We start from the raw sequence: 24,335 nt of genomic DNA, 5'->3' as shown, positions 1-24,335 counted from the left end.
GGTATCGATAAAATACGCACCCTAGCCTTAGCACCCTAGCCTTAGGCTGAACCGTGCGTATTTTATTATTCAGATGAATTTAAGTCAGCTTCTACTAGCTGTATTGTGCGACTCTCTTCATCAAGTTATCTTTCACAGTTTCCCACTCCTTATCGATAATAGAGTAGATAACCGTATCTCTAACTGTGCCATCTGCAAGCAGCTGATGATTTCTCAACACGCCATCTTGCTTAGCACCAAGGCGTGTTATCGCCTCTCTTGCAGCTTGATTATGCCAATGAGTTCTAAACTCTACAGCCATCACATCTAAAGTTTCAAAAGCGTAGGTTAACAGCAGTAATTTAGCTTCAGTATTCACACCTGTTCTTTGGGCGCGCTTTGCATACCAGGTATAGCCAATCTCTAATCGCCTATTTGACTGATCCCAGCGGCAGATCCGTGTCGAACCTATCACCTCTCCAGACACTTTATCTCTCACGACAAAGGTTAACGCCTCTCCCGCTTTCTCAGACGCTATCGCAGCCTCTATATACTGTTTCATCTCATCTGGGTGAGGCACATCTGTGTACCAAATATTCCAAAGTTCACCATCTGAAGCCGCTAAAGATAGCGCTGCCGTATGTTCTATGGTCATAGGTTCTAATACAATACATTCCCCCGAAAGGAACTCAGTTTTTATTTCATTAGCCACATCTCTCTCCCTGCTACTATTTTTATTATAATATGCGTGCGATGAACAATTGATGACAACGTATCCTGATTGGTATTACTTTCAAACTCAACGATATGGTAAAAACCTTACCAAATAAAATCAATCCACCTGCAAGTTGTACCGTAAAATATCGCTTCCATCTGACCACTTTTGATGACACTCAAACTGCATACCGAGTTTTTCTAGAACAGCGATAGAAGCATCATTTCCCGGACTGACAACGCCCAAAATATTCGATAGTGCTAATTTTTTTGCATGGGATAAAACCCCCTTTCCAGATTCAAGAGCATAACCTTTCCCCCAAAAATGCGGCAAAAACGCATAACCCAAATCAGGAAATTGAAGATTTTCACGCTTAACAATGCCAGATAAACCGATCCGCTCGCCCGTGCTTTTCAGCTCAACCAGATATAACCCAAAACCATGTTCCTGGTAACTCGCTATCGGGCCCTCAATCAGGTAGGTTTCAGCCTGATAGCGGTCTCTCACACCTCTATCACCAATATTGTCTAAAAAGCCAGGAGTATTAAGCAGTTCTAAAATAAATGCTGCATCTCCTAAGGTTAAATACCTCAGCCTTAACCTATCAGTTTCTAATACAATCAAAATCCCCTCTCAAGCTTTACTCCCTGATTTTTAGACTATACTTTGTTAAGTCTCGCAGAGGAAGCTAACCCTATGTCAAGGAAACGTACTAAAGTCAGTCAGTATTATGTGATAGCCGCAGTCGTAGCCGCCGAGTTAAATCACACATTAACTTACTGTAAGCAGATTAACCTTACCGCTAGTAATGCTCAGGCAGCCTCTTCGAGAGTGGGTAATGCAGCCTTAGGGTTTAAAGCCTTAACAGGTTTTATCGATGATCTTGCCTGTTACACCATGAAAGCAGCAACCGACATTAACCTATTAGCAAACCAAGCCAGCAAAATGGCAACCGAAACCGCAAGAGCAGCCTCCGCACTGAAACATTTTGAAAAAGCAAAGCGTAATTCACATGATGCTAAGTATGCCAAAACGATATTGCCAGCTTTTCAACATACCTCTGATAGATATGCTCAGCTCCAGCGCTCTTTCCAAAAGGTGATTAATCAAATGGAGGTTCAACTTCATGAGCTTAAACGTAATTTGAGAACTGCTAATATACTCGCCTCAATATGCCGAATCGAAGCTTGCCGTGTCGATGTCGCCAATCAAGCCACCTTTAATGATGTTGCCAACCGTGTTGACAATGTCGCCAATAAGATCCGTCAAAGAGTCGATAATGCTATATCTCTTTTTGATACTTCCGCAGAGAAGAAAGCCGCTTAAGCCTTTAAATCACTCAAGTTTGCCAGGGAGCTAGCACTAATGAAAAGTCAACTACTCGTTGAAGCACCAACACATAAATGGATTTATTTTGGTCGAGATCCTGATAAACCTGAAAAAATAATAGATACCAACCAATATATGCTTGTCACAGAACATAAAGCACTCTTAATGGATCCTGGTGGTGTGGAACTGTTCGCTCCTATGCTGGCAAATATTGTTAAACATATTCCCCTTGAACAGCTCACCCACCTTTTTGCATCTCATCAAGATCCTGACATCATCTCCTCCTTAGGGCTATGGGATCAAACCTTACCCGAAGCCAAACTCTACTCCCCTTGGATATGGGAGGGATTTATCAGGCACTTTGGAATGAGCAATATCACCTATGAGGCATTACCAGACGAGGGAAGCCGATTAATATTGGATCAAGCTGAGGTACAGTTCATTCCAGCTCACTACCTGCACGCATCCGGTAACTTTCATGTTTACGATCCGGCAACTAGAGTATTAATGAGCGGTGATGTGGGCGCAGCTCTTGAGGGGCCCAATGTTAGTATTTTTGTCGACGACTTTGAAAGCCATATCAAGAAGATGAGTTTTTTCCATCAAAGATGGATGCCTTCAAATGCCGCCAAGAATGACTGGATAGCCAGAGTCAGAAAACTAGATATTGAGTATATGTGCCCTCAGCACGGAAGAATATTCAAAGGAGAGCAAGTTGGGCAGTTTTTAGATTGGTTTGAACAGCTTGAAGTGGGACAAGCTATCAGCAATAGCTAATTGAATATAAAAAAGCGTCCTACTTGGACGCTTTTACATTAAATAGATTCAATATAGATCACAGATAACGGGTAAATTCACCGCCCTTCTTAGCCGCTTTAATCGGGGCCTTGACCACAGGTGTACCGACATATAAAAAGCCGACAATCTGATCGCCTTGTGTAAGCCCTAAACTTTGATGCACGTTGCGATCAAAAGCATAACTCCCAGTACGCCAGATAGCCCCTAAACCCGATGCAAATGCAGCCTGCTGCATCGCCATCGTTGCACAGCCTGCGGCGATATGCTGCTCAAGCTCAGGTACTTTTGCATGCTCAACAGGTTTAGCCACCACAACTATCACTAAAGGAGCTCGTTGGGGCATTACTAAGGCTTTAGCGAGTGCAGCCTCATCGGCGCCACTGCTCATAGCTGCATCGGCAAATACTTGACCAAGTTTTTTTAACCCTTCACCTTGAGCAATAATAAACTCCCAAGGAGCTAATCCCGCATGATCAGGGACTCTAACACCCGCATCTAAAATAGTATTAAGCTGTGCTTCACTTGGACCAGGCTCTGCAAGGCGTGGGCATGACTGTCTTGTCAGTAATAACTCAATAGCGTCCAAAACTACTCCTATGATACCAATCTTTTTACTGATTGATATTTATCAAATTGGATTTTCAATAAGAGTAACAAAGCTTTGATAGGGATAATAGAAAATCCCACCTAATTGGTGGGATTTACACAACTTATGACATTAAATCTAATTTTATTCAGCTCAACTTATTTATTCATAGCCTTAGCAATATAATAATCTAGGCTAGTGAAACGTCCGCCTCCCATAAATAACAAGGCCAACAGCATAAACAGGTAAGTTATGGCAAATTCAATCCCATTATTCAACACAACAAAGTTTCCAGAGCTTGTCAGCCACTCATAATTGCCGTTCTCTTGGAGCAAGGTTTTTGCGGCGCTCAATTTATCACCAGCTGCAAGCACCTGCTCGTTAGCTAGCCAAGAACTCCCATCGGCAATCGCTAACCAACCATTCTCCCAATGAACGGCAAAGGCAGCCACTAACATGGTCACCATCAAGGGAATAGAAACCAAACGCGTAGCCAACCCTAATACCAATAATCCCCCTCCAATCAACTCAGTTCCAGCAGCCAATGCAACCATCAACTCAGGAAAAGGCAGACCTAACCCCCAGTCAGGGTTACCAAACCAAGCGGCTGAATCGCTAAAGTGAGAAAGTTTATTATAACCAGCCTGCATCAAAACAGGGGCAAGATAAAGCCGAAGTGCAAGGGGGGCTAGTCCCTCAAAGTATTTAAGCAGGTCTACAAATTTTTGATACAGGTTAACTAACATGAACGCTCCTTTTATACCAATCAGTATAAGAAGTTGATCTACTCAGAGTGTTTTTTGGCAAACTAATTCAAGGCGAATGAATAAAAGAATGGTTGTTCCCTTATGAGTTCATTCAACGCAGAAGTAGGCAGCCAAAAACACTCCTTACAGGCGAGTTTTAGCGGTTCTGATGCTGTGTTAACGAGCTTAACCGTAGAATAACTATGCTCTTCACTCGTTGCCTTGCCTCAGGACCGCTAAACTCTCGCTGAGCGATCAAATCTTTATACTGATTGGTATTAATCATTATTGGTTAAATAGACCATCAGAGAGAGAGTTTTATTTCACCCAGTTATCACTTTATAGCATAAAGGCTCAACTCGCTTACAAAAACATGAGCGTCTGTAGTGTTTTACAACAGAGTAAGTTAATCGATTAAAGAGAAAAATTGCTCAAAGCAGTTTAGGTATTCTTGCGCCTGATGTGGATTACTATTACTTAAATTTTTCATATCTGAGTTAGCTGAATTATCCGACGCCATCAAGAGTGACCACGATGCTGCAAAAACCCAATAAATATTTATCGCCGCAGGTAACGCCGCTTTTGCATCAGAGGTCAATTTAGGATGATTTAAGAGATAAGCATCGATCAATCGCTGTCGCTGCGGGGTCGATAATTTATGAGTTGATAACACACTAGCAAGATCAAATAACGGATGTGAACCGCAAGCGTACTCAAAATCAATGCAATACAGAGTGCCATCTTTACAAAGCAGGTTATGAGGATTGAGATCCCTATGGCTATACTGCAACCCTAGCGCGCAATCACTCAACTCATGAAGCCATTGGGATATCTTGCTCTCTAAGCTTGATAACTGCTTAAAGTGAGTACACCATTGTGCATTCTCCCCAGAGCTTGCTTCACTCACAATGCAAGCCTCGATTTCACTTAATCGTTTAAAGTAAAGCCGCCACTGCTCTGGGTTGTCTGTGATATTTTCGGGAGTATCTAGAGATGTAAACCCCTGTAGCAGCAATAAAAGTTGTTTGTCAGCATCAGGCCAAATTGCTGTATCATGGATAACAGGATGAGCTGTTTCAGCGCTAAGCATGTTAGCCCACCGCTTAGTGGGTTCCTCATCAATATACTCACTAAGATAAAAGGAGTGATCAGTGCTAACATAGAGCAATGCAGGTGCGATACCGGCCTCTGCGGCTAAACGCCAGTTTCTCACTTCAGCTCTACGATTGCACAATTGATCACTTGCCGATGAGTTACAACGTAGTACCCATTTATGTTGACCATTATCAATCAAGTAATTTTGATTACTCAGCCCGTGAGTAAGCTTTAGCGCCTCAAGCGTGCTAGAGCCTGCTTTGTCACTTTCATGATTGCTACCAAATATCAGCCCAAGTTGCTCAAGCTCTTTAATCACAATCACAGGTAACCTTTTCATTAACGCTTCAGCTTGATCCATAGAGTTATCAATTTCATTAAGGTTGTTAACTGACTGTCGCCATATCTTGCTCTCTCATGGTGGATCGCCACAGAAAATATCCGCCAATGGCCATCCCCACATACAGAATAAACAGTAAAGAGGTAAGCATTAACCCTTTTTGAAGATAGAGATAGATGGAAACCAGATCGATAACGACCCAGTAAAGCCAGTTCTCAAGCACTTTCTTCGCCACTAAGTAGGTTGTCATAACAGCATAGCAGGTTGTCGCAGCATCTAAGTAAGGGAAAGAAGCACTAGTAAAATTAGCCATCAGATACCCCATCAAAAGTGAGACGCCAGCTGTCACTACAATTATCTTAAGGTGACGGTTAAAGCTCCATGAAATGACACCGCCCGTATCATCACGCTTTCCTTTAGACCACTGCTGAAAACCATATATTGCCATCGCCATGTAGTAGACATTCAACACTGACTCCATTAGCAATGACACCTTCCAAAAAAGTGCCGTGTAGATAGCTGTACTCGCAAAAGCCGCAAACCAGCACCAGATACTGCCCTTCATCGCCAGCAGTAAATAGGCCGCCGCTAAGATAACGGCCACGCCTTCCCAAGCGGTTAACGCATTCGCTTCAGATAAGGCTCCGGTAAAAGTATTTAATAATGCTGACCAAAAGTCTGTCATGACTCTCTCACTCAATGGTAAAACTTAAAAGCTCATATCCACGTCCTGAATATGAGCTCAACTTCAAGCATGCTTCATCACTTAAAAAGCAACTAACTGCCTATCAAAAAATAGCAAACATCTATACTGCTCAGCTACTCGCTATGGGAGAGATTAAGCTCACCACCAATAAACTTACACACAAAGACAGCTTTGCCCCACTTCTTATGGGCTGCCTCCATCTCTGTTGCTAGCATATCCATCACCTCACGATACTCACCACACACCTGAGTCGCCATCGCATTCGTTTTACGCTCGATATTTTTATAGCTATCGACACGGCCAATGAACCAGCGAATAGGATCCAAGTAGTTGTCTTGTAACGGGTAGCAGCTAATTTCAGCGGTTAATTTCATTTTATGACCCCAAGCCGCACTTAATGTACGGCTAAAATTAAATGAGTGAACATTGAACTTTTAAACATTTAGATAATTAAGCCGGAAATTTCCGGCAGTACTTTAACTAGATAAACTTAATACTAAAGGTTAATCCGAGCTGACGAGGATCGCCATAACGGATATATTGTTTATCAGCCCAATCTTGATCGGGCTCATTACCAAAATAGAAGCCTCGTGTACCATATTTCTCATCAAACAGGTTGCGTCCCCAAAGATAAGCAGACCAAAGCTCTGTCTCATAACCCATACGAGCATTGAAGATGGTATAGGCTTCAGATGTAGACTCATTGCTGTCTGAGTAGTAAAACTCACTCTTACCGCTCGTGGTTAAATTTGCAAACCAGCCAGAATCGGTGCGATACGTCGCCCCAGCGCTATAGGTAAACTTAGGTGAGTGAGCCAGTTCTCGGCCACTTAAATCAACCGTGCCGCCATATTTGTCCTGATATGAATAGTCACCATATTCGGTTTCTAACCAGCCAAGGCTTGCATATAACTTCAAGTTATCTGTTGCATACCAAGTGCCATCCAGTTCAGCACCATAGTTACTTGAACTACCTGCATTTTCGGTATAGAGGTAAAAACGTTGACTATCTTCTACGGCTTGCTGAGATGCTGCAACTTGCTGATCTTGTCTATCCATATAGAAAACGGAGAAATTTGTATTGATGTCACCATCAAGCCAGATAGATTTCAACCCAATTTCATAGTTATAGAGAGTCTCAGAGTCATACTCAGTTTTATCCGCTAGTTGCTCAGGCAAAGCCATATTAAAGCCGCCTGCTTTATAGCCACGAGCAATCCTAATGTATGTCTCCTGTGTATTACTGAGCGTCTTACTCAAGGCAATATGACCGCCCCACATAGTCTCATCAGGATTAAAGCTTGAGCTTTTCATCTCCCCATCTACAAGGCGATCTTCATCATATTGCGCCTCTCGCTCTTCGACTCTCAATCCTGTTGAAAATGAATAGCCATTACCTAAATCTGAGTCTATTTGACCAAAAACTGCATAGTTTCTTGCATTAAAATCTGAAATAACATGCTCGTCAGCCCAGCCGTTATAAAAAGAGGTAACTTCATTATTTTCATCGAGATTCATACCATAAACGCCGAGCAACCAATCAGTGCTCCCAGCAAAAATACGCCCGGCTTCTGTGGAGCTGAGTCTAAACTCTTGGCTAACAGTGTTACGCTCTCCTCTCTTATCCCAAGTGTAATCATACTGACAAGGCTCGCCGCCACAATCTAAGCCAGCCCAATAATCTGGGTTGGCCCAGTCACCGTCATAATTATGGTGAGTTTGAGAGCTCGCATAGGAGGTCAAAGAGACTAAATCAAATGCATCAGCCCCTGTATAAGTGAATTTGAGCGAGCTGCCAGAGGTTCGCTGTTTGTCCACACCAGGCGCATCAGTTAACGTATCGAAACCATTATTATCTAAGGTCCAAGCATCATAACCGTTATCAAAATCAGCGTGCAGCAAGGTCAAATCTATCTCTAAATCATCAGTTGCGTACCAGCGCAATTTTGCACGGCCAGTAAATTCATCACGGGCATTGGTATCATCACGCCCAAGATAGAGGTTATCTTGATAACCGTTTTGCTTATGCTGTTGCAGTGACACTCGATACAGGAGTTTGCCAGAGTCTGTTAACGGACCAGAACTAAAGCCACTAAATGTCGTTAATGCATCATCGCCTACAGAGACTTCGGCTCCATGCTCAAACACATCAGTAGGATCATTACTCTTAAGGTAGATAAGTCCCGCAAGTGCATTCGCCCCATAACGTGTCCCTTGCGGCCCACGAAGCACCTCTACTTGCTGCAGGTCGTACATGCTCGATATCATGCCTAAACCCGACATATCAATATCATCAATAATATAACCGACTGAGGAGTTAGGCGCCCCTTGGTACTCCTCCTGCTCTCCAACACCACGTATTTGGAAGTATTTTGGTCTTGAGCTTCCTCCTGACCAGTTGAAGTTTGCGATGGAGTTTAGGATATCTTCGAAATGTTGAGCACCTTCATCTTCGATCTGCTGCTGATCGATAACGGTAATACTCGAAGGCATCTTCTCAAGCTCAGTGCCACGAAAATCGGAAGTGACTACAATCACTTCCATCTCATCACGCGTATCAGGTGTTTGATTTAGCTCAGATGCAACAGCGTAGCCAGATGCTAGCGTGCTCGATACAGCAAGCGCGACAGGTGAAATCTTTTTTAATATAGACAGTTTTGAAACAGACATTAGGACCCCAAATTATTATTTTGAGATCCGGCAATTGGAAAAGCGAGAAAGGATATTGTGTTTGATCTAGTTTAAACGATCAAAATTTGGCCCATTCCTACGCCGGTATAAGCCGGATCAGGTTCAAAGGGTTTGTCATAAGACATCTCAGATGCCGCATTATATGCAGCATCACCCCTTGGCGCCGGCGATTATACATCAATATTACTAACTATTGACAAACTTCTAGCATCAATCGTAATAAAAAATACCAACTCAATGTTGGTATTTTTTATTACGTAACTCCGAATAAGCTTTTAACTAGTTAGAAAAAGCCTTCCTCACATAAAGCTCATACCTAACAGCATCTGTATTTGGCGCAAGGCCTGACACCTGCATCTGCTGTTTACCATGGAGCTTTAATGATTTCCAGGCGCTGCCCTCATCATCTAAGGTATAACCGTTAATATCATACCAAGTAAACTTGTATTGAAGCCGCAGATCCGTTGCAACTTTACTGATGATTAATCCAGATCCCTGTAGGAACCCTCCCTGTTGACGGGACTTAAGTTGCTCAACACTGACCTCACCAGCAAAGGACCCATTGTCGACACGTACCTCTCCCGTGGAGCTTGCCATCACCCCAGCAGTATGAGGGGCACATGCAGTCATCATTAACCCTAACACTAATATAGTTATCAATTTCTTCATTGCACTTATCATCCTTAAAAGTAGAGGAACTCATACTGACAATATGAGTTTATCGCTTAATTAATCAATCAAAAAATGAGCCCTTGCTGTAGCAATCAGCTTTTTACGGTTCGTTTGCCAACAATTGATGCTCACATTGGCCACCCTGCGCCCCTGTCGGGTAATTTTACACTCAGCAAACGTGTCTTTATGATACCCAGCTCTTAAGTAATCAATCGAAAAATCAACTACCTTAGGCACCTTACTTGTGTGCATAAACACCATAAGCTGAACAATTGCCGACATCTCCATAAACCCAGCAATCACGCCACCGTGAATAGCTGGGAGGATAGGGTTACCTATATTGTCATCTTTTGCTGGCAGTCTGAAAACTAGCTCATCACCGAATCGCTCCACAGACATACCAATAAAATCGGTATAGGGAACATGGGATAAGAGGTGGCTAAAGTCATTCAGCTCGGTGGCTTTTTTTACTATCTCTTTTACATCGAGTTGAGGGGCTGTTGCGACAATCGGCTCCTGCACGCACTGCTCGCTGTCTGGTAACGCATCAGATAGAGAAGTGACCTCCTCGCCGATCAAAGCTTGACGAAACTCATCCCCAATCATCTCCGGACTGATACGCATAAAAGAACCGACTGCATGGGCAATGGGATCATCAATTGAATCTTGATAAGCAATCCCACGTGTAAACGCAACACTAGAAGATATTTTATAGCACTCAGCAAAGCCATAAACAGGCTTATTGGGATCGGCAGGTTTCATATAATCAACCCGCAGATCTAAGGTTGGAGAAAGCTCTAACGCCTGATATTTATCAAAGATAGAGCAAACCACTGCGCTGCCACTTGCCGTATCCATCAAGGTTGTGATCACTCCGCCGTGAATCACTCCCGTATCCGGATACCCCACTAATTCATGGGCATAGGGCAGCTCAATCAACACGTGATGTTCACTGGCCTCATGCACCCTAAGGTTTAGACGGCGGCACTGCGCTAGCTGATCAACAAAGCGTGTGGCAAGTTGAGTGAGCGGGAAAAAATCAGGATTAACCTTCATAGGGTAGCACTCACGCCTATTTCTTAGCTGCTAACATTCGGCCTAGAGGCCTACCGCCTACAAGATGCATATGAATATGATAAACCTCCTGTCCCCCATGTTTATTGCAATTCATAATAAGACGGTACCCATCCTCAGCTATTCCCTCCTCCTCCGCCAATTTAGCGGCAACGGTCATCATACGTCCCAGTGCTTTCTCATCTGATGCTTTGACATCATTCACTGTTGGAATAAGATGATTGGGAATGATAAGAATATGGCTCGGCGCCTGGGCATTAATATCACGAAATGCGGTGACTAATTCATCTTGGAATAAGATATCAGCAGGGATCTCTCGACGTATAATTTTACTGAAAATGGTTTCTTCGGCCACTTGCCTGTCCTCTCAATCATGGAATAGTAGGAGTATACCTGTAATTAATCACATTGTGAGTATCTGATAACTCATCTTGAAAAAGAAGACGCCGTTTATCCTAAAAAGTTACAAACATATCTATAAACTCTACCAAAATCATAGTCACGCAAACGACACGTCCCCCCACATTGATTAACAGTTACACAATTGTATATACATTAACATTGACAATAGAGTGTAAGAGCATAGAATCTTAGGCTAATAAAACATTTGAGATAGCAATATGCTAACGGATAAAGAGACTGCACTATTAAACGCGGCAACTGACCTGATAAAAGAGCATGGTATGATCGCTTTGAATATGTCTGATGTTCACAAAAAAGCCGGCTACTCAAGGGCCGCTCAATACCAATCTTTCAGCGATAAAAATTCTCTACTTGCTGCACTGTGTATGAGGGAGCTAGTTCAAAATACCTCAGCAGTTAACGAGCAAAGATACACAGAGATGACCAGTGATTTCACCGTCGTATTAAGACCCGTTGTTTATAACTACTTAAAACTTTCAGATAGACTAATGATAGATTCAGCATTCAACCATATGCTAGATGCCGTTCAATCTCTTCCAGATGTTGAGCAGTTTTCATTCCTGAAACAAGGTTTTAATTTTCTCAATCAAGAGCGAATTAACGCTGCGTAAACTAATCCCCTCTATATGAAGCCTTTTATTTACAATGAAAGGCTTCATATAGCTCCCTGCAACCATTAGGCCTTAACGATATACACAACACCCTCTTTTTCATAAACGTTACTGACTTCATTCCCTTCGCCTAACACAATAACTTGCTGACCCTTTTCAGTGACTACCTCCCCTGCCGCATTAAGCACAACTGCAATTCCCATCGCCGTTAACATAGGAGAGTGAAAAGAGTGATAATGTTTATGGTGCTTAGGTACCACGATCACAGGTGCTACAACTGGAGTACGGACAATACGTTTAGGTGCGACACGTTGACACTTCACCCCACCAGCACGCTCGCAACCTACAGTTGCAGCGCTCACTGTCATTGGTAATGAATACGCCACAACAGCTAGTAATGAGGAGGTATAAATGGTCAAAATAGTCTTCTTTATCATAGTCAACTCCAAAAACATCTAAATAGATTAGTAGCAAACACAGTAGCTACACACATGTATAACTACAGATTTAAACGCAACTATACACATGTGTAGTCATGATATCAAATTTGACTATGACCGATGAATCTACTCCCAACGAATCCGCCCTCCATTAAAAGAGGGTTAATCCATTGAGCAATGGTACAGATAAATCGTGGAATATGATGCTGAGAAGTGTAGATAGGACGCAGTTAATCACATTTGCCATAAAAACTTGGCAAATGTGAATAAATGGATAGAGTTGATTTAATGTTGCACTTCATGCAGGTGTGTCTGTGCCCACGCAATCGCTTGACCACGGCTCGATACACCTATCTTTCTAAAAGCACGGTAAAGGTGAGTCTTTATCGTACTTTCACTAACAAAAAGCTGATTAGCAATATCGACATTAGTACTGCCACTTAGCAGTGCTTGTAAAACCTCACGCTCTCTTATAGTTAAGCTCTCACTTCCCTCAACCTGCGATTGATTATCCTGTTTTTGCTCTGACAGCTCAGCAGGTATAACCGATTGTCCCCTCAAAATATTTCCCAAACCATGGCCAATCGCGTCAAGTGCTGCATCACAGAAAAATACGCCTGCAGTCACAGTCGGATGGATCAGGAAACGAGCATCAATTTGTCGAGGAAAATGAAGGAAGACAACTCTTGCCGATAGCTTTTTTTCAACAAAGCGCTGAATTTGGTAAGCTTTTTGAATATCCACAGTTGATAGATCTATGATAACTAAGGAGAAGTTACCACCAGACACTTCGAGCTCCGCTTTTTCTGGAGGAATTTTAAGTAGTTTTACTAAAAATTCTTGAGGCCAGCGTGTGTCCAATAGATCAGTGAGAAGATTAGAACGAGAAATAACTACCCAGTTTATAACTTTGAACATACTGCTGACTCCATGTCGACAAAACTAATGCGTCTTAAACTGCCCTAGAGCAACAACTTGTAAGTTATACCAAAAAATCTAGTAACCTACACATTATATTTTGTTGATGAACAAAAAAAGAAAAGAATGCCCCAAAAAAATTATCGTGTTGAACGTTAACTTTCATGTGCTATCAACAAGAAAATTTCATAGTCCTGATGAAATATCACTTGTATAAAATGCGTAGCAACTTTTCTTGCAAATAAACCCTGTATAAATTTTCACGGTCCTATATAACCATTATCTCAATATTATGATGGGGATAGATAACAACATCGTCAGCATAAAGTATTAAGCTTGTCATACAAAACTGCTATTTTTACCTTAGACCTAATACTTAACTACTAACCCCTCTGGAATACTCATTCTACCGACTTTGTTTAAGCCAAGTTAATTTAGCCTGATATAGACGTTGAGTGTTAGAAAGATATGTATATTCCAAAGCCGTTTTTAACGATTTTTCAGCAGCATAGGTTTTCCCCAAAGCATGCTGAGCACTGGCTAACTCTATATATGCTTGGTGATAATATGGACTATTTTCTAAAAACTTTTCCAGATAGATAATTGCACTAAAGTAATCTCCCTCCTTAAGCGAACTCCTACCAAGCAGGTACCAGTTATAGGGTGTTGGATCATCGAGAAAAAGTAAGGTTCTCTTTATCTCATTTGCAGAATCAACCTTTCCTTGAGAGGTCAGTAAATGGTGATAATTGCTCAAGAGAGTGATCTTAGATTTAGCCACCTCCATTCCATACAGATAAAACTCCTCAGCGGTCTTTTCATCACCCGCTCTTCGATGTACAACAGCCATCATATTAAGCAGAGGTGCATAATCAGGTGCATAGCTTGCTCCTTGCTTTAACAGTGCAAATGAAAGAGCCAGATCATTATCAAGTAAGGCATCAGCCGCTAAGTTTCGGTAATACATGGCAATAAATTGGCTTTCATCAATAAAAGCTCCACCTCTATCGTAACTATCAGGAAAATAGTCCATTATCGCGTAGTCTCTACCAGAGAGATAAAAACCTTTACTACTGCTTTTATCCTCCTCATAAAGAAACGTTCGCACATGATCTGATGTGACCGCCAAATTAGACCTGATCTCCTGAAGCATAGGCGCCGTATGCATAACTTGAAAAACTACACCGACATTGAGCTCTTTTGCTACAGCATAAGTCAGCAGAGCCAAGGTCATGCAGTTACCTCTCCCTGTCGCCATCGCTTCAGCAGCAGATAAATTTTTCCCTTCATAATTAAAGTTAACTAACTTTTTTGCGACGTATTGATGAGCCTGCTCATTTACCGGAAGTTGGGTAATGTCTTCTTTTTCAACAAATCGATATATATCTTCCACTTGAGATGACGTAAATTGTATTAAACTATCAAAACTAGGAATTGAGGTTGTATCTGAACTAAACAGCAGATCGTTGGTATTTGGGTAACTCGGTTTAGGAGGAGTTACGGCTCTATTACTGCAGCCTAAAAGTAAAATACAGCTCAACACCCAGATAATACAAACAGCGTTCACTCTCATAATAGACCCACTCCTTTGGCGACTTATCACTACATTCTCTATACAAAAATGTTTTCAGAGACTTTGAAAGTAGTAAAAACATTGACTAACCCTACATAAAAATTGCTACGAATAATAGCTGTTCAACTTAAATTAAAGTCTGCTAACTATTACTATTAATTAGAGAAAAAGTAGTAATAACAAAGTAGAAAGTGCAAAAAAAAGTGTTGTCGCCCTCCAAAATATCACTGGGTTTGTTTCCAAAAGTGGCAACTCAAACTCTCGCTTATCCTTTACAACTATGGGTTGTTGTAGCGCATAGATAAACTCTGAGGTATCACCATGTCGATGGTTTGGATCTAGACTCAAGGCCCTTTTCAAGGTTTGATCTATCCAGGTAGGAATTAAAGGATTCAGTTCATAGCAGGGAATGTAGATAAGGTCTTGATAATCAGCTTTTGTCCGGCATCTCGCTAGCCTTCCCTTAAAAGGCAACTCTCCTGTCAACATCTCAAATGCGATTACCGCCAATGAGAAAAGATCCCCACGGTTACTCACCCGATAACCCAGCACACTTTCAGGTGCTGAATAATCAGCTGTTCCCAAAACACTATCTCTTTGCAGCGGAGTCGTTATCTCTGCGACTCCTTTAATGTAACAGGAACCGAAGTCGATAATTTTAATCTGCCCTTCCTGAGTTAGAAGAATATTGTCAGGTTTAAGATCTTGATGGAGGGTCTCTTTACGATGAAAAGCCCGCACACCTGATTCTAACTGCTTTAACAACATCAACACCTCTTGAATTGAAGGGTTCGGGTTTCTGCTTATCCATACACTAAGGGGCATTCCATTGAGATGTTCTGTCACATAATAGAGAGCCGATTTTGGCTGGTCTCTATCGAGTAACTTGACTACATTTGGACTGTGGATCCTATGCCCAATCCAACTTTCAAGCATGAATCGCTCAATATAAGCCGCATCATCAAGGTAGTTAACAGAGGGGGTTTTAAGGCAAACCTGCCTCCCCTCTTGGTTAACCGCAAGGTAGACTTGGCTACGCTGACTCTGATGTAAAACTTGCTTAATCAGATAATTATCTAATTTCATCCCTACTGACAGTGGCGGTGGGAAAGGCTGGCTAGAGAGTTGCTGATAAACATCATTAATATCTTGAGAAGGCAAAGTCTCAATGCCAAGCAGCTGGCAACTGACGTTGTCTTCACTCCCCCTTTCAATCGCAAGCTCACACAGATGACGACAAAAAAGAGCCAAGTCAGCGAGCTCTGATCTGAAGTGCACCTCTCTAGCCTCTTGAGTTTCATTTAACCATAGACTCAAGACTTCACTCAGCTCACTATCGGTAAATAGATCATGGACGCCATCAGTGGTTAACAGGTAATAGTCCTGACTCTGAAGCGCTAACTGACGATAGTCCACATCCAGTTTCACATCTAACCCAAGAGCCCTAGCTAAATAACGCTTATTGGCATTCAGTACGCTAATATGATCACGGCTTATTCGCTCTAGCTCCCCATGTCGAAAACGATAAGCCCGTGAATCACCCACATGTAGTAGATGAGCACTACATGACTTAAAAATAAGTGCGGTGAAGGTGCTCACATAGCCTTTTCTCGCATCACGATAATCTTGCCCTAAGCCAAATAACCAGCGATTTAAGGCCGTTAACACTTGAGAGCTTGCACGCTTGACTCCCCAAGTATCTGGGGTTGAATAGTAATCTGAGATAAAGTTAGTCACACTGATATGACTGGCTTTTTCAGCGGCCTCAGCGGCACTCACTCCATCACAGATCACAGATACTGCTCCCTTGGTGGTAAGCATTAACCCATCGGGAATACGGATCCCTATCGCATCTTCATTTACTTGCTTCACTCCGCGATGAGAATACTGTCCAGCATTGATCTCAAGTTTACCGTTTAAGGGCAAGTCTTGGTGATGCATCTTCTCAAACGCGCTCATTAGTTAACACTTATCATGGTCACTTCACCATCCTCATTCACCTCAGTCATATGACCTTTAGGTTCAGTGAGAAACAACAAGCTAACCAAGCCAAATAGCGCACTCGCGCCAATGACATAAAAAAACAGCTGGGTCGACACCATGGAGTAAACCGTCAGGAAAAATACCGCCCCTACATTGCCGTAAGCCCCTGTCATACCAGCAATTTGGCCGGTTAGCCTACGTTTAATCAAGGGAACAGCAGCAAATACGGCGCCTTCACCACCTTGGACAAAGAAGGAGCAGGTCATCACCATTAACACAGCCAAAGGCAGAGACCACTGATCGTTTATCTGTGCCATCCCAAGATAACCTAAAGCTAAACCAGCGGTTAAGATCATTAAGGTTGGCTTTCTTCCAAATCTATCACTTATCCAGCCTCCTCCAGGACGAGACAGCAGGTTCATAAACGCATAACTCGATGCCAACATCCCCGCTTGGGCTAAGCCCAGCTCGAAGGTTTCTGCAAAAAAGAGAGGTAACATAGAAACAACTGCCAGCTCCGAGCCAAACGTGGAAAAATAGAGCACATTGAGCACTGCTACCTGTTTAAAAGGATATCGCTCAAACTCAGGTACTGGCCCATCGAACAGATGTTTATTAACTTGATAGGTAAGATAAAGATCGATAGCCAGAACGAGTATTAACAGCCCATAGATCAACTCAGTACTACTTTGGCTGAACATCTTGACGCCCTCGGGGGACAACTTCCAGGCCAAGAGTGCTAATGTGGCATACATAGGCAACTTCATCACAACGAGTAACACCAGATCAGCTTTACTTGTCACCTCTAATGCACCCGCTTTTTTAGGCTTAAAATAGGTTGAACCTTTAGGTGTATCGCTCACATTAAGAAAGTAGATAACACCAAAGAGTAAACTCAGTCCCCCTGTAGCACCAATGGCATAGCGCCAACCATCCTCACCGCCAAACACAAGGGCAATCGCAGGCAAGGTAAAAGCTGCAGCGGCAGAACCAAAGTTGCCCCAGCCGCCATAGATCCCCTCTGCGGTACCAAGCTCATTAGCGGGAAACCACTCACTGACCATACGTATTCCAATAACAAAACCCGCACCAATAAAGCCAAGAAGAAAGCGAGCTAAAGCAAGCTGCTCAAAACTGGTTCCTAAGGCAAACATAAAACAGGGGATTGAGCACACAATAAGTAAGGCGGAATAGGTTAACCTTGGACCAAACTTATCCGTCACCATGCCAATAATAATCCGTGCAGGGATGGTGAGAGCGACATTAAGAATAAGCAGGGTTTTTATCTGCTCTTTACTCAGTCCTAGGCTGTCGGCAATGACGCTCATTAACGGAGCTGCGTTAAACCAAACAACAAATGAGATAAAGAATGCCATCCAGCTCATATGCATCATCTTCATCTTGCCTGAAAATGAGAATAGGTTAAATTTTTCCGCCTTCATATCGCACTCCTTAAAACCCTTGGTTCACTTTTTTCACTGGCCGTTTGAAGCCAAACTCTGCCTCCTTCACAGCTGATGGGGTAAAGCTGAACACGTAAGCTTTCATCTTCAATGCATTCACCACTAGTTAAACTGTAGTGCTGCTTATGCAGTGGCGATGCGACCCAAATATCCCCTTCCAATTCACAGATAAGTCCACGGGAGAGTAAACTGACTCCTGTAGCAGGGTCAGTATTGCTCATGGCATAGAGCCCCTGCTCACCTAAATTAAAAATGGCAACAGCGCGGTTTTCACACCATGCAGCAATTCCGCCAAACCTTGGCAGTGCACTCTCATCACAAATATCAACCCATCTCATATTCAATCTCCTTTTCGCATCCTGCCACATAGTTAAACTTCATTTAATTCAGCCAATTGAACATCTTCACTAAGAGGAATATTGATCAAAGGAATTCTGTCAGGTGTGGAAGCAGGGAAACGTTGGCCACGACTGTATCGATACCGCTCTAACTCAAATGCAGGCATCTGTTCAGGATTTACGTATTCACTAAATCGAGATAAAAACTCTGGACTCTCTAGACTGGTTTTCCACTCACATTGATAGCTAGTAACCACTTTCTCCATATGGCTCTCAAGCTCTGATGTCAGACCTAAGCTGTCATCGATAATCACAGATTGAAGATAGGCTAGCCCACCTTCGAGGGATTCAAGCCAAACAGAGGTACGCTGCAAACGTGCAGCTGTTTTGGAATAAAACATCAAGATCCGATCGATAAAGCGCACTAACTCTTTGGTGCTAAGATCGGTTGCAAACAGATCCCCATGTCTTGGCCTCATCCCTCCATTGCCACCAACATAAAGATTCCAGCCTTTATCGCTGGCAATAATGCCAATATCTTTACTCTGCGCTTCTGCACACTCTCGAGTACAACCCGATACCGCAAACTTTAACTTGTGTGGCGATCTCAAGCCTTTATAGCGATTCTCAAGGGCTATCGCTAAACCCACCGAGTCTTGTACACCATATCGGCACCAAGTGCTGCCGACACAGGATTTCACTGTTCGAAGTGACTTGCCGTAAGCATGGCCAGTTTCAAACCCCTGATCCACTAACTCCTGCCAGATCATGGGAAGCTCGGAGAGCTGTGCGCCAAAGAGATCGATACGCTGTCCACCGGTTATCTTAGTATACAAGTCATGCTTTTTGGCTATCTCACCTAGAGCTATCAATTTATCAGGGCTTATCTCTCCCCCAGCAATGCGAGGGACCACAGAATATGAGCCATCTTTTTGTAAATTGCCCAGATAAGCGTCATTAGTGTCTTGCAAGTTGGCATGCTGCTGATTGAGAACATACTCATTCTCAAGGGTGGCAAAAATCGATGCCGCTAGGGGTTTACAGATATCGCATCCAATTCCGAGTTGGCTCGTCCCCACTTTTCCATGACGTTTTATCAAAGAGGAGAAATTAGTAATAGACTCAACTTGGCATAGATGAAACAGTGATTGTCTGTCATGCTCAAAGTGACAACATATCCCTTTAGAGACCTCAAGACCTTGAGACTCCATGGTTTGAGTGATCACCTGCTGGACCAGGGCACTACAGCCTCCACAGCCCGATGCCGCTTTGGTGCAACCTTTAATGGCCGCAAGAGAATGATCCCCCTCTATCACCCTAGCAACTATGTCTGCTTTGGTGACTTGATGGCATGAGCAGATAACGGCATCATCATTGAGCGTTAAAGGGGCATCAGCATCTTGTTGAAACAGTTCAATAGCGGGAGTTGTTAGCGCACTACCTGAAAGATATTGATTGAGGAGAAAGTTGTAATCTGTCACATCACCGACTAGCACAGCCCCTTTTAGGTAGCCTCCTGTTTCATCCAACCAAAGCTTTTTATAGGTGCCTACTTGATTGTCACTAAGCTCAACAAACTTTGCATTATCAAAGCCTCGGCTTTGGCCAATAGATGCGACATCAACCCCTAGCAACTTAAGCTTAGTGCTCATATCTGCGCCACTAAAAGGAGCTGAGTCAGCTCCCTTACTGCTCGATAACAGATGAGAGATAACAGTCCGCGCCATCTGATAGCCCGGCGCCACCAGCCCAAAAACTTGCTGCTGCCAGAGAGCACACTCACCGATGGCATAGATATCTTCATTTGAGGTTAAGCAATAGTCATCAATGGCAATCCCACCACGCTCACCAACCTCAAGGCCACTGACTCTTGCTAGGCTATCTTGAGGACGGATCCCAGCCGAGAAGACGATTAAGTCAGTTTCTAAATGACTACCATCACTGAATGTCATGCGATGAGTTGAGCTCTCCCCCTCAATAATGGCAGTTGTTGCCTTACTGGTATGAACAGATACCCCAAGCGCTTCAATCTTCTGGCAAAGTAGCTCACCGGCCTTGTCATTAAGTTGTACAGGCATTAACTGAGGCGCGAACTCCACAACATGAGTATCTAAACCCAAAGTCAGCAAGGCATTTGCGGCTTCAAGCCCTAAAAGTCCTCCGCCAATCACCACGCCAGAGGTGGCATCTTTAGCCGCATGTTCAATAGCGTGCAGATCATCAATGGTGCGATAAACCATACACTTTTCACGATCTTTTCCCTCAATAGGAGGTACAAAAGGATAAGAGCCTGTTGCCAGCACTAATTTGTCATAACGCCACGTCTCATCACCGGAGGTATATAGATGCCTGCTCTCAATATCCAGACCCACTACCTCTTTGCCAAGATGAAGCGAGACCCCTTTGGTTTGATAGGCATCAACACTTGCCAACATCAAAGAGTCAGCAGATCCTGAGTCAAAATATTTAGAGAGCTGAACCCTGTCATAGGCTGGCAGATTTTCAGCGCCAAATACCTCCACTTGATATCTTTCATTAAGGCCTTGTTCACAAAGCTGCTCTATAAAATGGTGACCCACCATGCCGTTACCCACAACCAGTAACTTGGGCTTTAAGTCATCTTCATCTCGACAAAACCTTGCATCTGGCACTTGAGTCGTTTGTATGCATCCCATGAACCTGTCCCCACTTTTTTCTACTACTTTAAAAAGAAAAAAGCGCCATGCTCCCCAGTGGGAACATGGCGCCATTGCCAATCCATTCTAATTTTCAGTTAACCTATAATTAGGAATGCGAGGCTTATGCCAACAAAAAATAATTCATATCTTATTGATTTTTATTAACTTAAAATAAAGGTAATCATAAATAGGTATAGAGTTTATGCACAAGTTAAGTCCCAGTGCACCACAAGTGAGCAGAAGTTCACCTCATCAAATATCAAAAAAGCAAAGTAATTAAATCGGTGGAGTGGTGAAAAGTATTGAGTAGCTCATTTAAAGAGGCAATTCATTTAAAGGGATAACTCTTTAAAGCAATGGTTCTGTTTTGAGCTGCACTTAAAGAATAAAGGATTAAAGAAACTGCTTTACCAATTGAGCCAATGGGATCCCTTGCTTCATGGCCTCCTTTTGTAGCAGTTGGTGAGCTTGAGACTCAGAGAGTCCTGTAGCCTGAAGCTTAGACTTTACTCTCGCCATCTGCTTCTGCTCTTGTAAACAGCCTTGCAGAGTACTGATCTCTTGAAGTTGCTGCTCTGCGAGTTCGTACCTTAATTTTGCCAACACAAGTAAGTCATTTAAACGGCTCATCTCTAACTGGCCTGGCACGAATGTAACACGGCCGCACGTTAACAAGCTTTTAAGATCGTCTGCTTGCCAACTTTGCGCGTTTATCAGTAGAGGAATAGCCGAAAATGCGATTAACCTTTGCAGAAAAGCCAACTCCCTTTGGGTGAAAGTCGTCACAGATAACAGCAAGACATCATTTTCAATATCTAAGGAGATTCGCTCAAGTTCGCTTAAACTTGAAGATATGAGCAATTCAACCTCACTTTTCAAATAAGATGAAACGTTAGCAAAGTCGAGTTTATTCCCCTCAGAGACAATCAACAATCTCATCTATCTCTCCTCCAGCAGCGGATTTTTAGCAAGCTCTATAAGTTTGTTTTCTCTATCGTTCCAAGCCTTGAGCGCTAATTGAGTTGCAACTTTAGGACACTGACAACGCCCCTTAATCAGGTATATCGCCGACAAAGAACTGAGGACACTCGCAATGGCCAATTGAGTCACTCTCTGAGTGTCCGGTATCAACTCATTATGTGAAATAAGCTCACCCCGCTGCCAAACAGATAGAAACAACTCAGCAATCTGCTCTGTTTCTAATTGAGAAGTAAACTTAGTTATCCCAATCACCCCCTCTAATAACGTTGGGAGTACAAAGCCCTGCTGACTATTACCCGTGACAATAGTGATCTCAGTGGCGATCCTTGGGTTCACTTCAGTCTCCCCCTGCACCCCCTTAAAAATTCCCACTCTCACCGCTTTACTCTCTGGATTAAATAGCGCTACCGATTTAGCCACCTTGGCATGCACTGTATCTAAACCTAGATGAAAGTAACTGCGTAAGCTCACAGGCGCAAAGGCAGGATTGACACAACGTATCGCGGTTTGAAAAAGACTACGTAAACCTAATTCTTGGTGCAGTGAGCGAAATAGCGAAACTAAAGGCGTTAAATGATCGGCATCCAGATAGCAGATCCCAGCGCCGTCCAGCGCCGACTTTGCCTCCTTAGGTGATGAAACAACGGGGATCCCGAGTAAGGCAACATAACGAGCAATATGTAAACGATGGGAAAGTGAGTGGGGATCGCCATGTAACAGTACTCGTTCACCCTCTTTTGCTAACACTTTAGCCGCAAGCAGCAGCCAAGGTAACATGTCACGCTTTCCTGCATAACAGGGCCAATCGATACTGGCACCTATGGTTTTCCACTCAGGGGATATTGTCGACTGGATACCTAAAGTAACCCCAGCAATCTCATCAGTTGTCTCTCCCCTTACCCTCATTAACATCAAGGATGTCGCTAATTGAGATCGGGTACCATAACCATCATAAAAACCAGTTATGAGAAATGTTGACTCCTCAAGCGTTAAGCTACGGGAGCCTTTAGTTCCCCGCCCTAAAGCTTTAACTAAAGCCTGATAGCTCTTTTTCATCATACTTGTATTAGTCATAATGGTGCCGTGCAAAAGATCACCTCACCAAACGTGATGGATTCATTTGATTATCACTATGCTCAGATACTCGCTGTGAACCTCTCTCTTCAATACTCAAAACCAGCTCTGATAGTGTCTGAGCGACATTGACGACCTCTCCGACAATTATCAAGGTGGGCCCCTCAACAACCAGTCTCTGCGCCACCATCGCCATACTCCCTAATTTGGCGTAAACCACATCCTGATCTACTCGAGCGCCATTAGTGATAAATGCCATAGGTAGCTCAATGCTTGCCCCCGCAGCCAATAGCCCCTTCGCAATGTTACCTGCCTGCTCCTTGCCCATATAAAAAACTAAGCTTGTTTCGGCGCAGAGAAGTGCGCTCCAGCTTTGGGCACTGTTATCAAACACACGCCCGGTCACAAAGGTCACAGAGCGTGCCACGCCTCTGTGTGTCAAAGGGATCCCTGCACTGGCTGCGCAGCCAAGTGCCGCCGTCACTCCCGGAACAAACTCGCTCTTAATTCCGCTCTCAGCTAGATAAAGTGCCTCCTCGCAACCACGACCGAAAATATTCGGATCACCTCCTTTCAAGCGAACCACAAAACCGCCCCCCCTTGCACTAGCGACCAATAGCGCATTTATCTCATCTTGCTTAGCACTGGGCTGACCACAACGCTTACCGACAAAATGCATAGCACATCGAGAGGATGCTAATGTTAGGATCTCCTCACACACTAAACTGTCGTAGATAATGACATCGGCTTTTGAGATATATCGAGCCGCTTTTAACGTCAATAGCTCCACCTCGCCACACCCCGCTCCTACAATCGCCACCTTAGGTGGAGTACTGCTATACCGATTTAAATCAAGTTTAATCACATCAGCTGTTTTCACTGAACACTCCCTCTTAGAGTTAAATCCGATAACCCCTTTAGACCAAGACGAATCTTATGGGAAGTTATCGCAACCCTTATGCCAGTAATTAACTAACTGATTAATATTGATGTTTTAAAAATCGATATCTATTTTTGCTAAGTTTGAGCTGCAAGAGTGCAAAGCCTTGCACCAAAAAAGCTCATAAAAAAGACGAGAAAGTTCACAGAGGCATGGAAAACAGAGACTGCAGACACAAAAAT

General features: G+C 43.2%; 24 protein-coding genes and 1 riboswitch. Of the genes, 3 read left to right on the top strand and 21 right to left on the bottom strand.

The genetic code is table 11. From position 1 onward, the window contains the following. Positions 1–94: 94 nt before the first annotated feature. Both SWOO_RS09725 and SWOO_RS09720 read right to left on the bottom strand, forming a co-directional pair. A complete protein-coding gene (locus tag SWOO_RS09725) occupies positions 95–634 on the bottom strand; it encodes a GNAT family N-acetyltransferase (RefSeq protein ID WP_049774461.1) in 540 nt (179 codons plus the stop codon). A gap of 177 nt (positions 635–811) precedes the next feature. Further along, on the bottom strand, positions 812–1,318 hold the full coding sequence (locus SWOO_RS09720) for a GNAT family N-acetyltransferase (RefSeq protein WP_012324524.1): 507 nt from the start codon (positions 1,316–1,318) through the stop codon (positions 812–814). 72 nt (positions 1,319–1,390) lie between these two features. Between SWOO_RS09720 and SWOO_RS09715 the strand changes: the two genes are divergently transcribed. Together SWOO_RS09715 and SWOO_RS09710 are read left to right on the top strand one after the other, a co-directional pair. After that, on the top strand, positions 1,391–2,020 hold the full coding sequence (locus tag SWOO_RS09715) for a hypothetical protein (RefSeq protein WP_012324523.1): 630 nt from the start codon (positions 1,391–1,393) through the stop codon (positions 2,018–2,020). Between the two features lie 39 nt (positions 2,021–2,059). After that, positions 2,060–2,800: an oxygen-binding di-iron domain-containing protein gene (locus tag SWOO_RS09710; protein ID WP_012324522.1), complete on the top strand. Its 741-nt coding sequence runs from the start codon at positions 2,060–2,062 to the stop codon at positions 2,798–2,800. A gap of 58 nt (positions 2,801–2,858) precedes the next feature. Here SWOO_RS09710 and SWOO_RS09705 read toward each other — a convergent pair whose 3' ends face one another. From SWOO_RS09705 to hinT, 9 genes are all read right to left on the bottom strand, one after another. Next, positions 2,859–3,407 (bottom strand): NAD(P)H nitroreductase, encoded by a 549-nt coding sequence (locus SWOO_RS09705; RefSeq protein WP_012324521.1) that lies wholly within the window; start codon positions 3,405–3,407, stop codon positions 2,859–2,861. A 158-nt stretch (positions 3,408–3,565) separates the two neighbouring features. After that, complete coding sequence (locus SWOO_RS09700) at positions 3,566–4,153, bottom strand: HvfX family Cu-binding RiPP maturation protein (RefSeq protein WP_012324520.1); 588 nt, start codon at positions 4,151–4,153, stop codon at positions 3,566–3,568. Between the two features lie 406 nt (positions 4,154–4,559). Next, positions 4,560–5,609, bottom strand: coding sequence for a phosphotransferase (locus SWOO_RS09695; protein WP_012324519.1), 1,050 nt, complete (start codon positions 5,607–5,609; stop codon positions 4,560–4,562). A gap of 25 nt (positions 5,610–5,634) precedes the next feature. Further along, positions 5,635–6,273 carry a nicotinamide riboside transporter PnuC gene (gene pnuC / locus SWOO_RS09690; protein ID WP_012324518.1) on the bottom strand — a complete coding sequence of 213 codons (639 nt, stop codon included), beginning with the start codon at positions 6,271–6,273 and terminating at the stop codon, positions 5,635–5,637. Positions 6,274–6,407: 134 nt separating this feature from the next. Further along, positions 6,408–6,668 carry a YkoF family thiamine/hydroxymethylpyrimidine-binding protein gene (locus SWOO_RS09685; protein ID WP_012324517.1) on the bottom strand — a complete coding sequence of 87 codons (261 nt, stop codon included), beginning with the start codon at positions 6,666–6,668 and terminating at the stop codon, positions 6,408–6,410. A 106-nt stretch (positions 6,669–6,774) separates the two neighbouring features. After that, on the bottom strand, positions 6,775–8,964 hold the full coding sequence (locus SWOO_RS09680; protein ID WP_012324516.1) for a TonB-dependent receptor: 2,190 nt from the start codon (positions 8,962–8,964) through the stop codon (positions 6,775–6,777). 77 nt (positions 8,965–9,041) lie between these two features. Continuing rightward, positions 9,042–9,153, bottom strand: a riboswitch (TPP riboswitch). Between the two features lie 111 nt (positions 9,154–9,264). Beyond that, the gene (locus SWOO_RS09675) at positions 9,265–9,654 is read right to left on the bottom strand and encodes a YcfL family protein (RefSeq protein WP_012324515.1); all 390 of its coding nucleotides are present in this window, start codon (positions 9,652–9,654) and stop codon (positions 9,265–9,267) included. Between the two features lie 60 nt (positions 9,655–9,714). Then, complete coding sequence (locus tag SWOO_RS26500; RefSeq protein WP_012324514.1) at positions 9,715–10,713, bottom strand: PaaI family thioesterase; 999 nt, start codon at positions 10,711–10,713, stop codon at positions 9,715–9,717. Between the two features lie 16 nt (positions 10,714–10,729). Continuing rightward, on the bottom strand, positions 10,730–11,086 hold the full coding sequence (gene hinT / locus SWOO_RS09660; protein ID WP_012324513.1) for a purine nucleoside phosphoramidase: 357 nt from the start codon (positions 11,084–11,086) through the stop codon (positions 10,730–10,732). Positions 11,087–11,351: 265 nt separating this feature from the next. Here hinT and SWOO_RS09655 point away from each other — a divergent pair, with 265 nt between their 5' ends. Beyond that, positions 11,352–11,765, top strand: a complete 414-nt coding sequence (locus SWOO_RS09655; RefSeq protein ID WP_012324512.1) for a TetR/AcrR family transcriptional regulator — start codon at positions 11,352–11,354, stop codon at positions 11,763–11,765. 65 nt (positions 11,766–11,830) lie between these two features. On the opposite strand, the gene SWOO_RS09650 is transcribed toward SWOO_RS09655, so the two are convergent. The 10 genes from SWOO_RS09650 to cobA form a co-directional block, all read right to left on the bottom strand. Continuing rightward, the gene (locus SWOO_RS09650; protein WP_012324511.1) at positions 11,831–12,202 is read right to left on the bottom strand and encodes a hypothetical protein; all 372 of its coding nucleotides are present in this window, start codon (positions 12,200–12,202) and stop codon (positions 11,831–11,833) included. A 288-nt stretch (positions 12,203–12,490) separates the two neighbouring features. Then, positions 12,491–13,123 (bottom strand): response regulator transcription factor, encoded by a 633-nt coding sequence (locus SWOO_RS09645; RefSeq protein ID WP_012324510.1) that lies wholly within the window; start codon positions 13,121–13,123, stop codon positions 12,491–12,493. A gap of 406 nt (positions 13,124–13,529) precedes the next feature. After that, positions 13,530–14,696 (bottom strand): tetratricopeptide repeat protein, encoded by a 1,167-nt coding sequence (locus SWOO_RS09640; RefSeq protein WP_012324509.1) that lies wholly within the window; start codon positions 14,694–14,696, stop codon positions 13,530–13,532. Positions 14,697–14,855: 159 nt separating this feature from the next. Beyond that, positions 14,856–16,655, bottom strand: a complete 1,800-nt coding sequence (locus SWOO_RS09635; protein ID WP_012324508.1) for a bifunctional protein-serine/threonine kinase/phosphatase — start codon at positions 16,653–16,655, stop codon at positions 14,856–14,858. Beyond that, on the bottom strand, positions 16,655–18,121 hold the full coding sequence (locus SWOO_RS09630; RefSeq protein WP_012324507.1) for a NarK family nitrate/nitrite MFS transporter: 1,467 nt from the start codon (positions 18,119–18,121) through the stop codon (positions 16,655–16,657). Before SWOO_RS09630 ends, SWOO_RS09635 begins: the two co-directional genes overlap by 1 nt. Next, on the bottom strand, positions 18,118–18,480 hold the full coding sequence (nirD, locus tag SWOO_RS09625; protein WP_012324506.1) for a nitrite reductase small subunit NirD: 363 nt from the start codon (positions 18,478–18,480) through the stop codon (positions 18,118–18,120). Before nirD ends, SWOO_RS09630 begins: the two co-directional genes overlap by 4 nt. Before the next feature lie 32 nt (positions 18,481–18,512). After that, complete coding sequence (nirB, locus tag SWOO_RS09620; RefSeq protein WP_012324505.1) at positions 18,513–21,155, bottom strand: nitrite reductase large subunit NirB; 2,643 nt, start codon at positions 21,153–21,155, stop codon at positions 18,513–18,515. Positions 21,156–21,551: 396 nt separating this feature from the next. Further along, on the bottom strand, positions 21,552–22,097 hold the full coding sequence (locus tag SWOO_RS09615) for an ANTAR domain-containing protein (RefSeq protein WP_012324504.1): 546 nt from the start codon (positions 22,095–22,097) through the stop codon (positions 21,552–21,554). Then, positions 22,098–23,213 carry a glycosyl transferase gene (locus SWOO_RS09610; protein WP_229377337.1) on the bottom strand — a complete coding sequence of 372 codons (1,116 nt, stop codon included), beginning with the start codon at positions 23,211–23,213 and terminating at the stop codon, positions 22,098–22,100. 19 nt (positions 23,214–23,232) lie between these two features. Further along, the gene (cobA, locus tag SWOO_RS09605; protein WP_012324502.1) at positions 23,233–24,093 is read right to left on the bottom strand and encodes a uroporphyrinogen-III C-methyltransferase; all 861 of its coding nucleotides are present in this window, start codon (positions 24,091–24,093) and stop codon (positions 23,233–23,235) included. Positions 24,094–24,335: the final 242 nt, after the last annotated feature.

Source organism: Shewanella woodyi ATCC 51908 (assembly GCF_000019525.1).
GTDB classification, from domain to species: domain Bacteria; phylum Pseudomonadota; class Gammaproteobacteria; order Enterobacterales; family Shewanellaceae; genus Shewanella; species Shewanella woodyi.
This window is presented reverse-complemented; position numbering and strand designations above follow the sequence as displayed.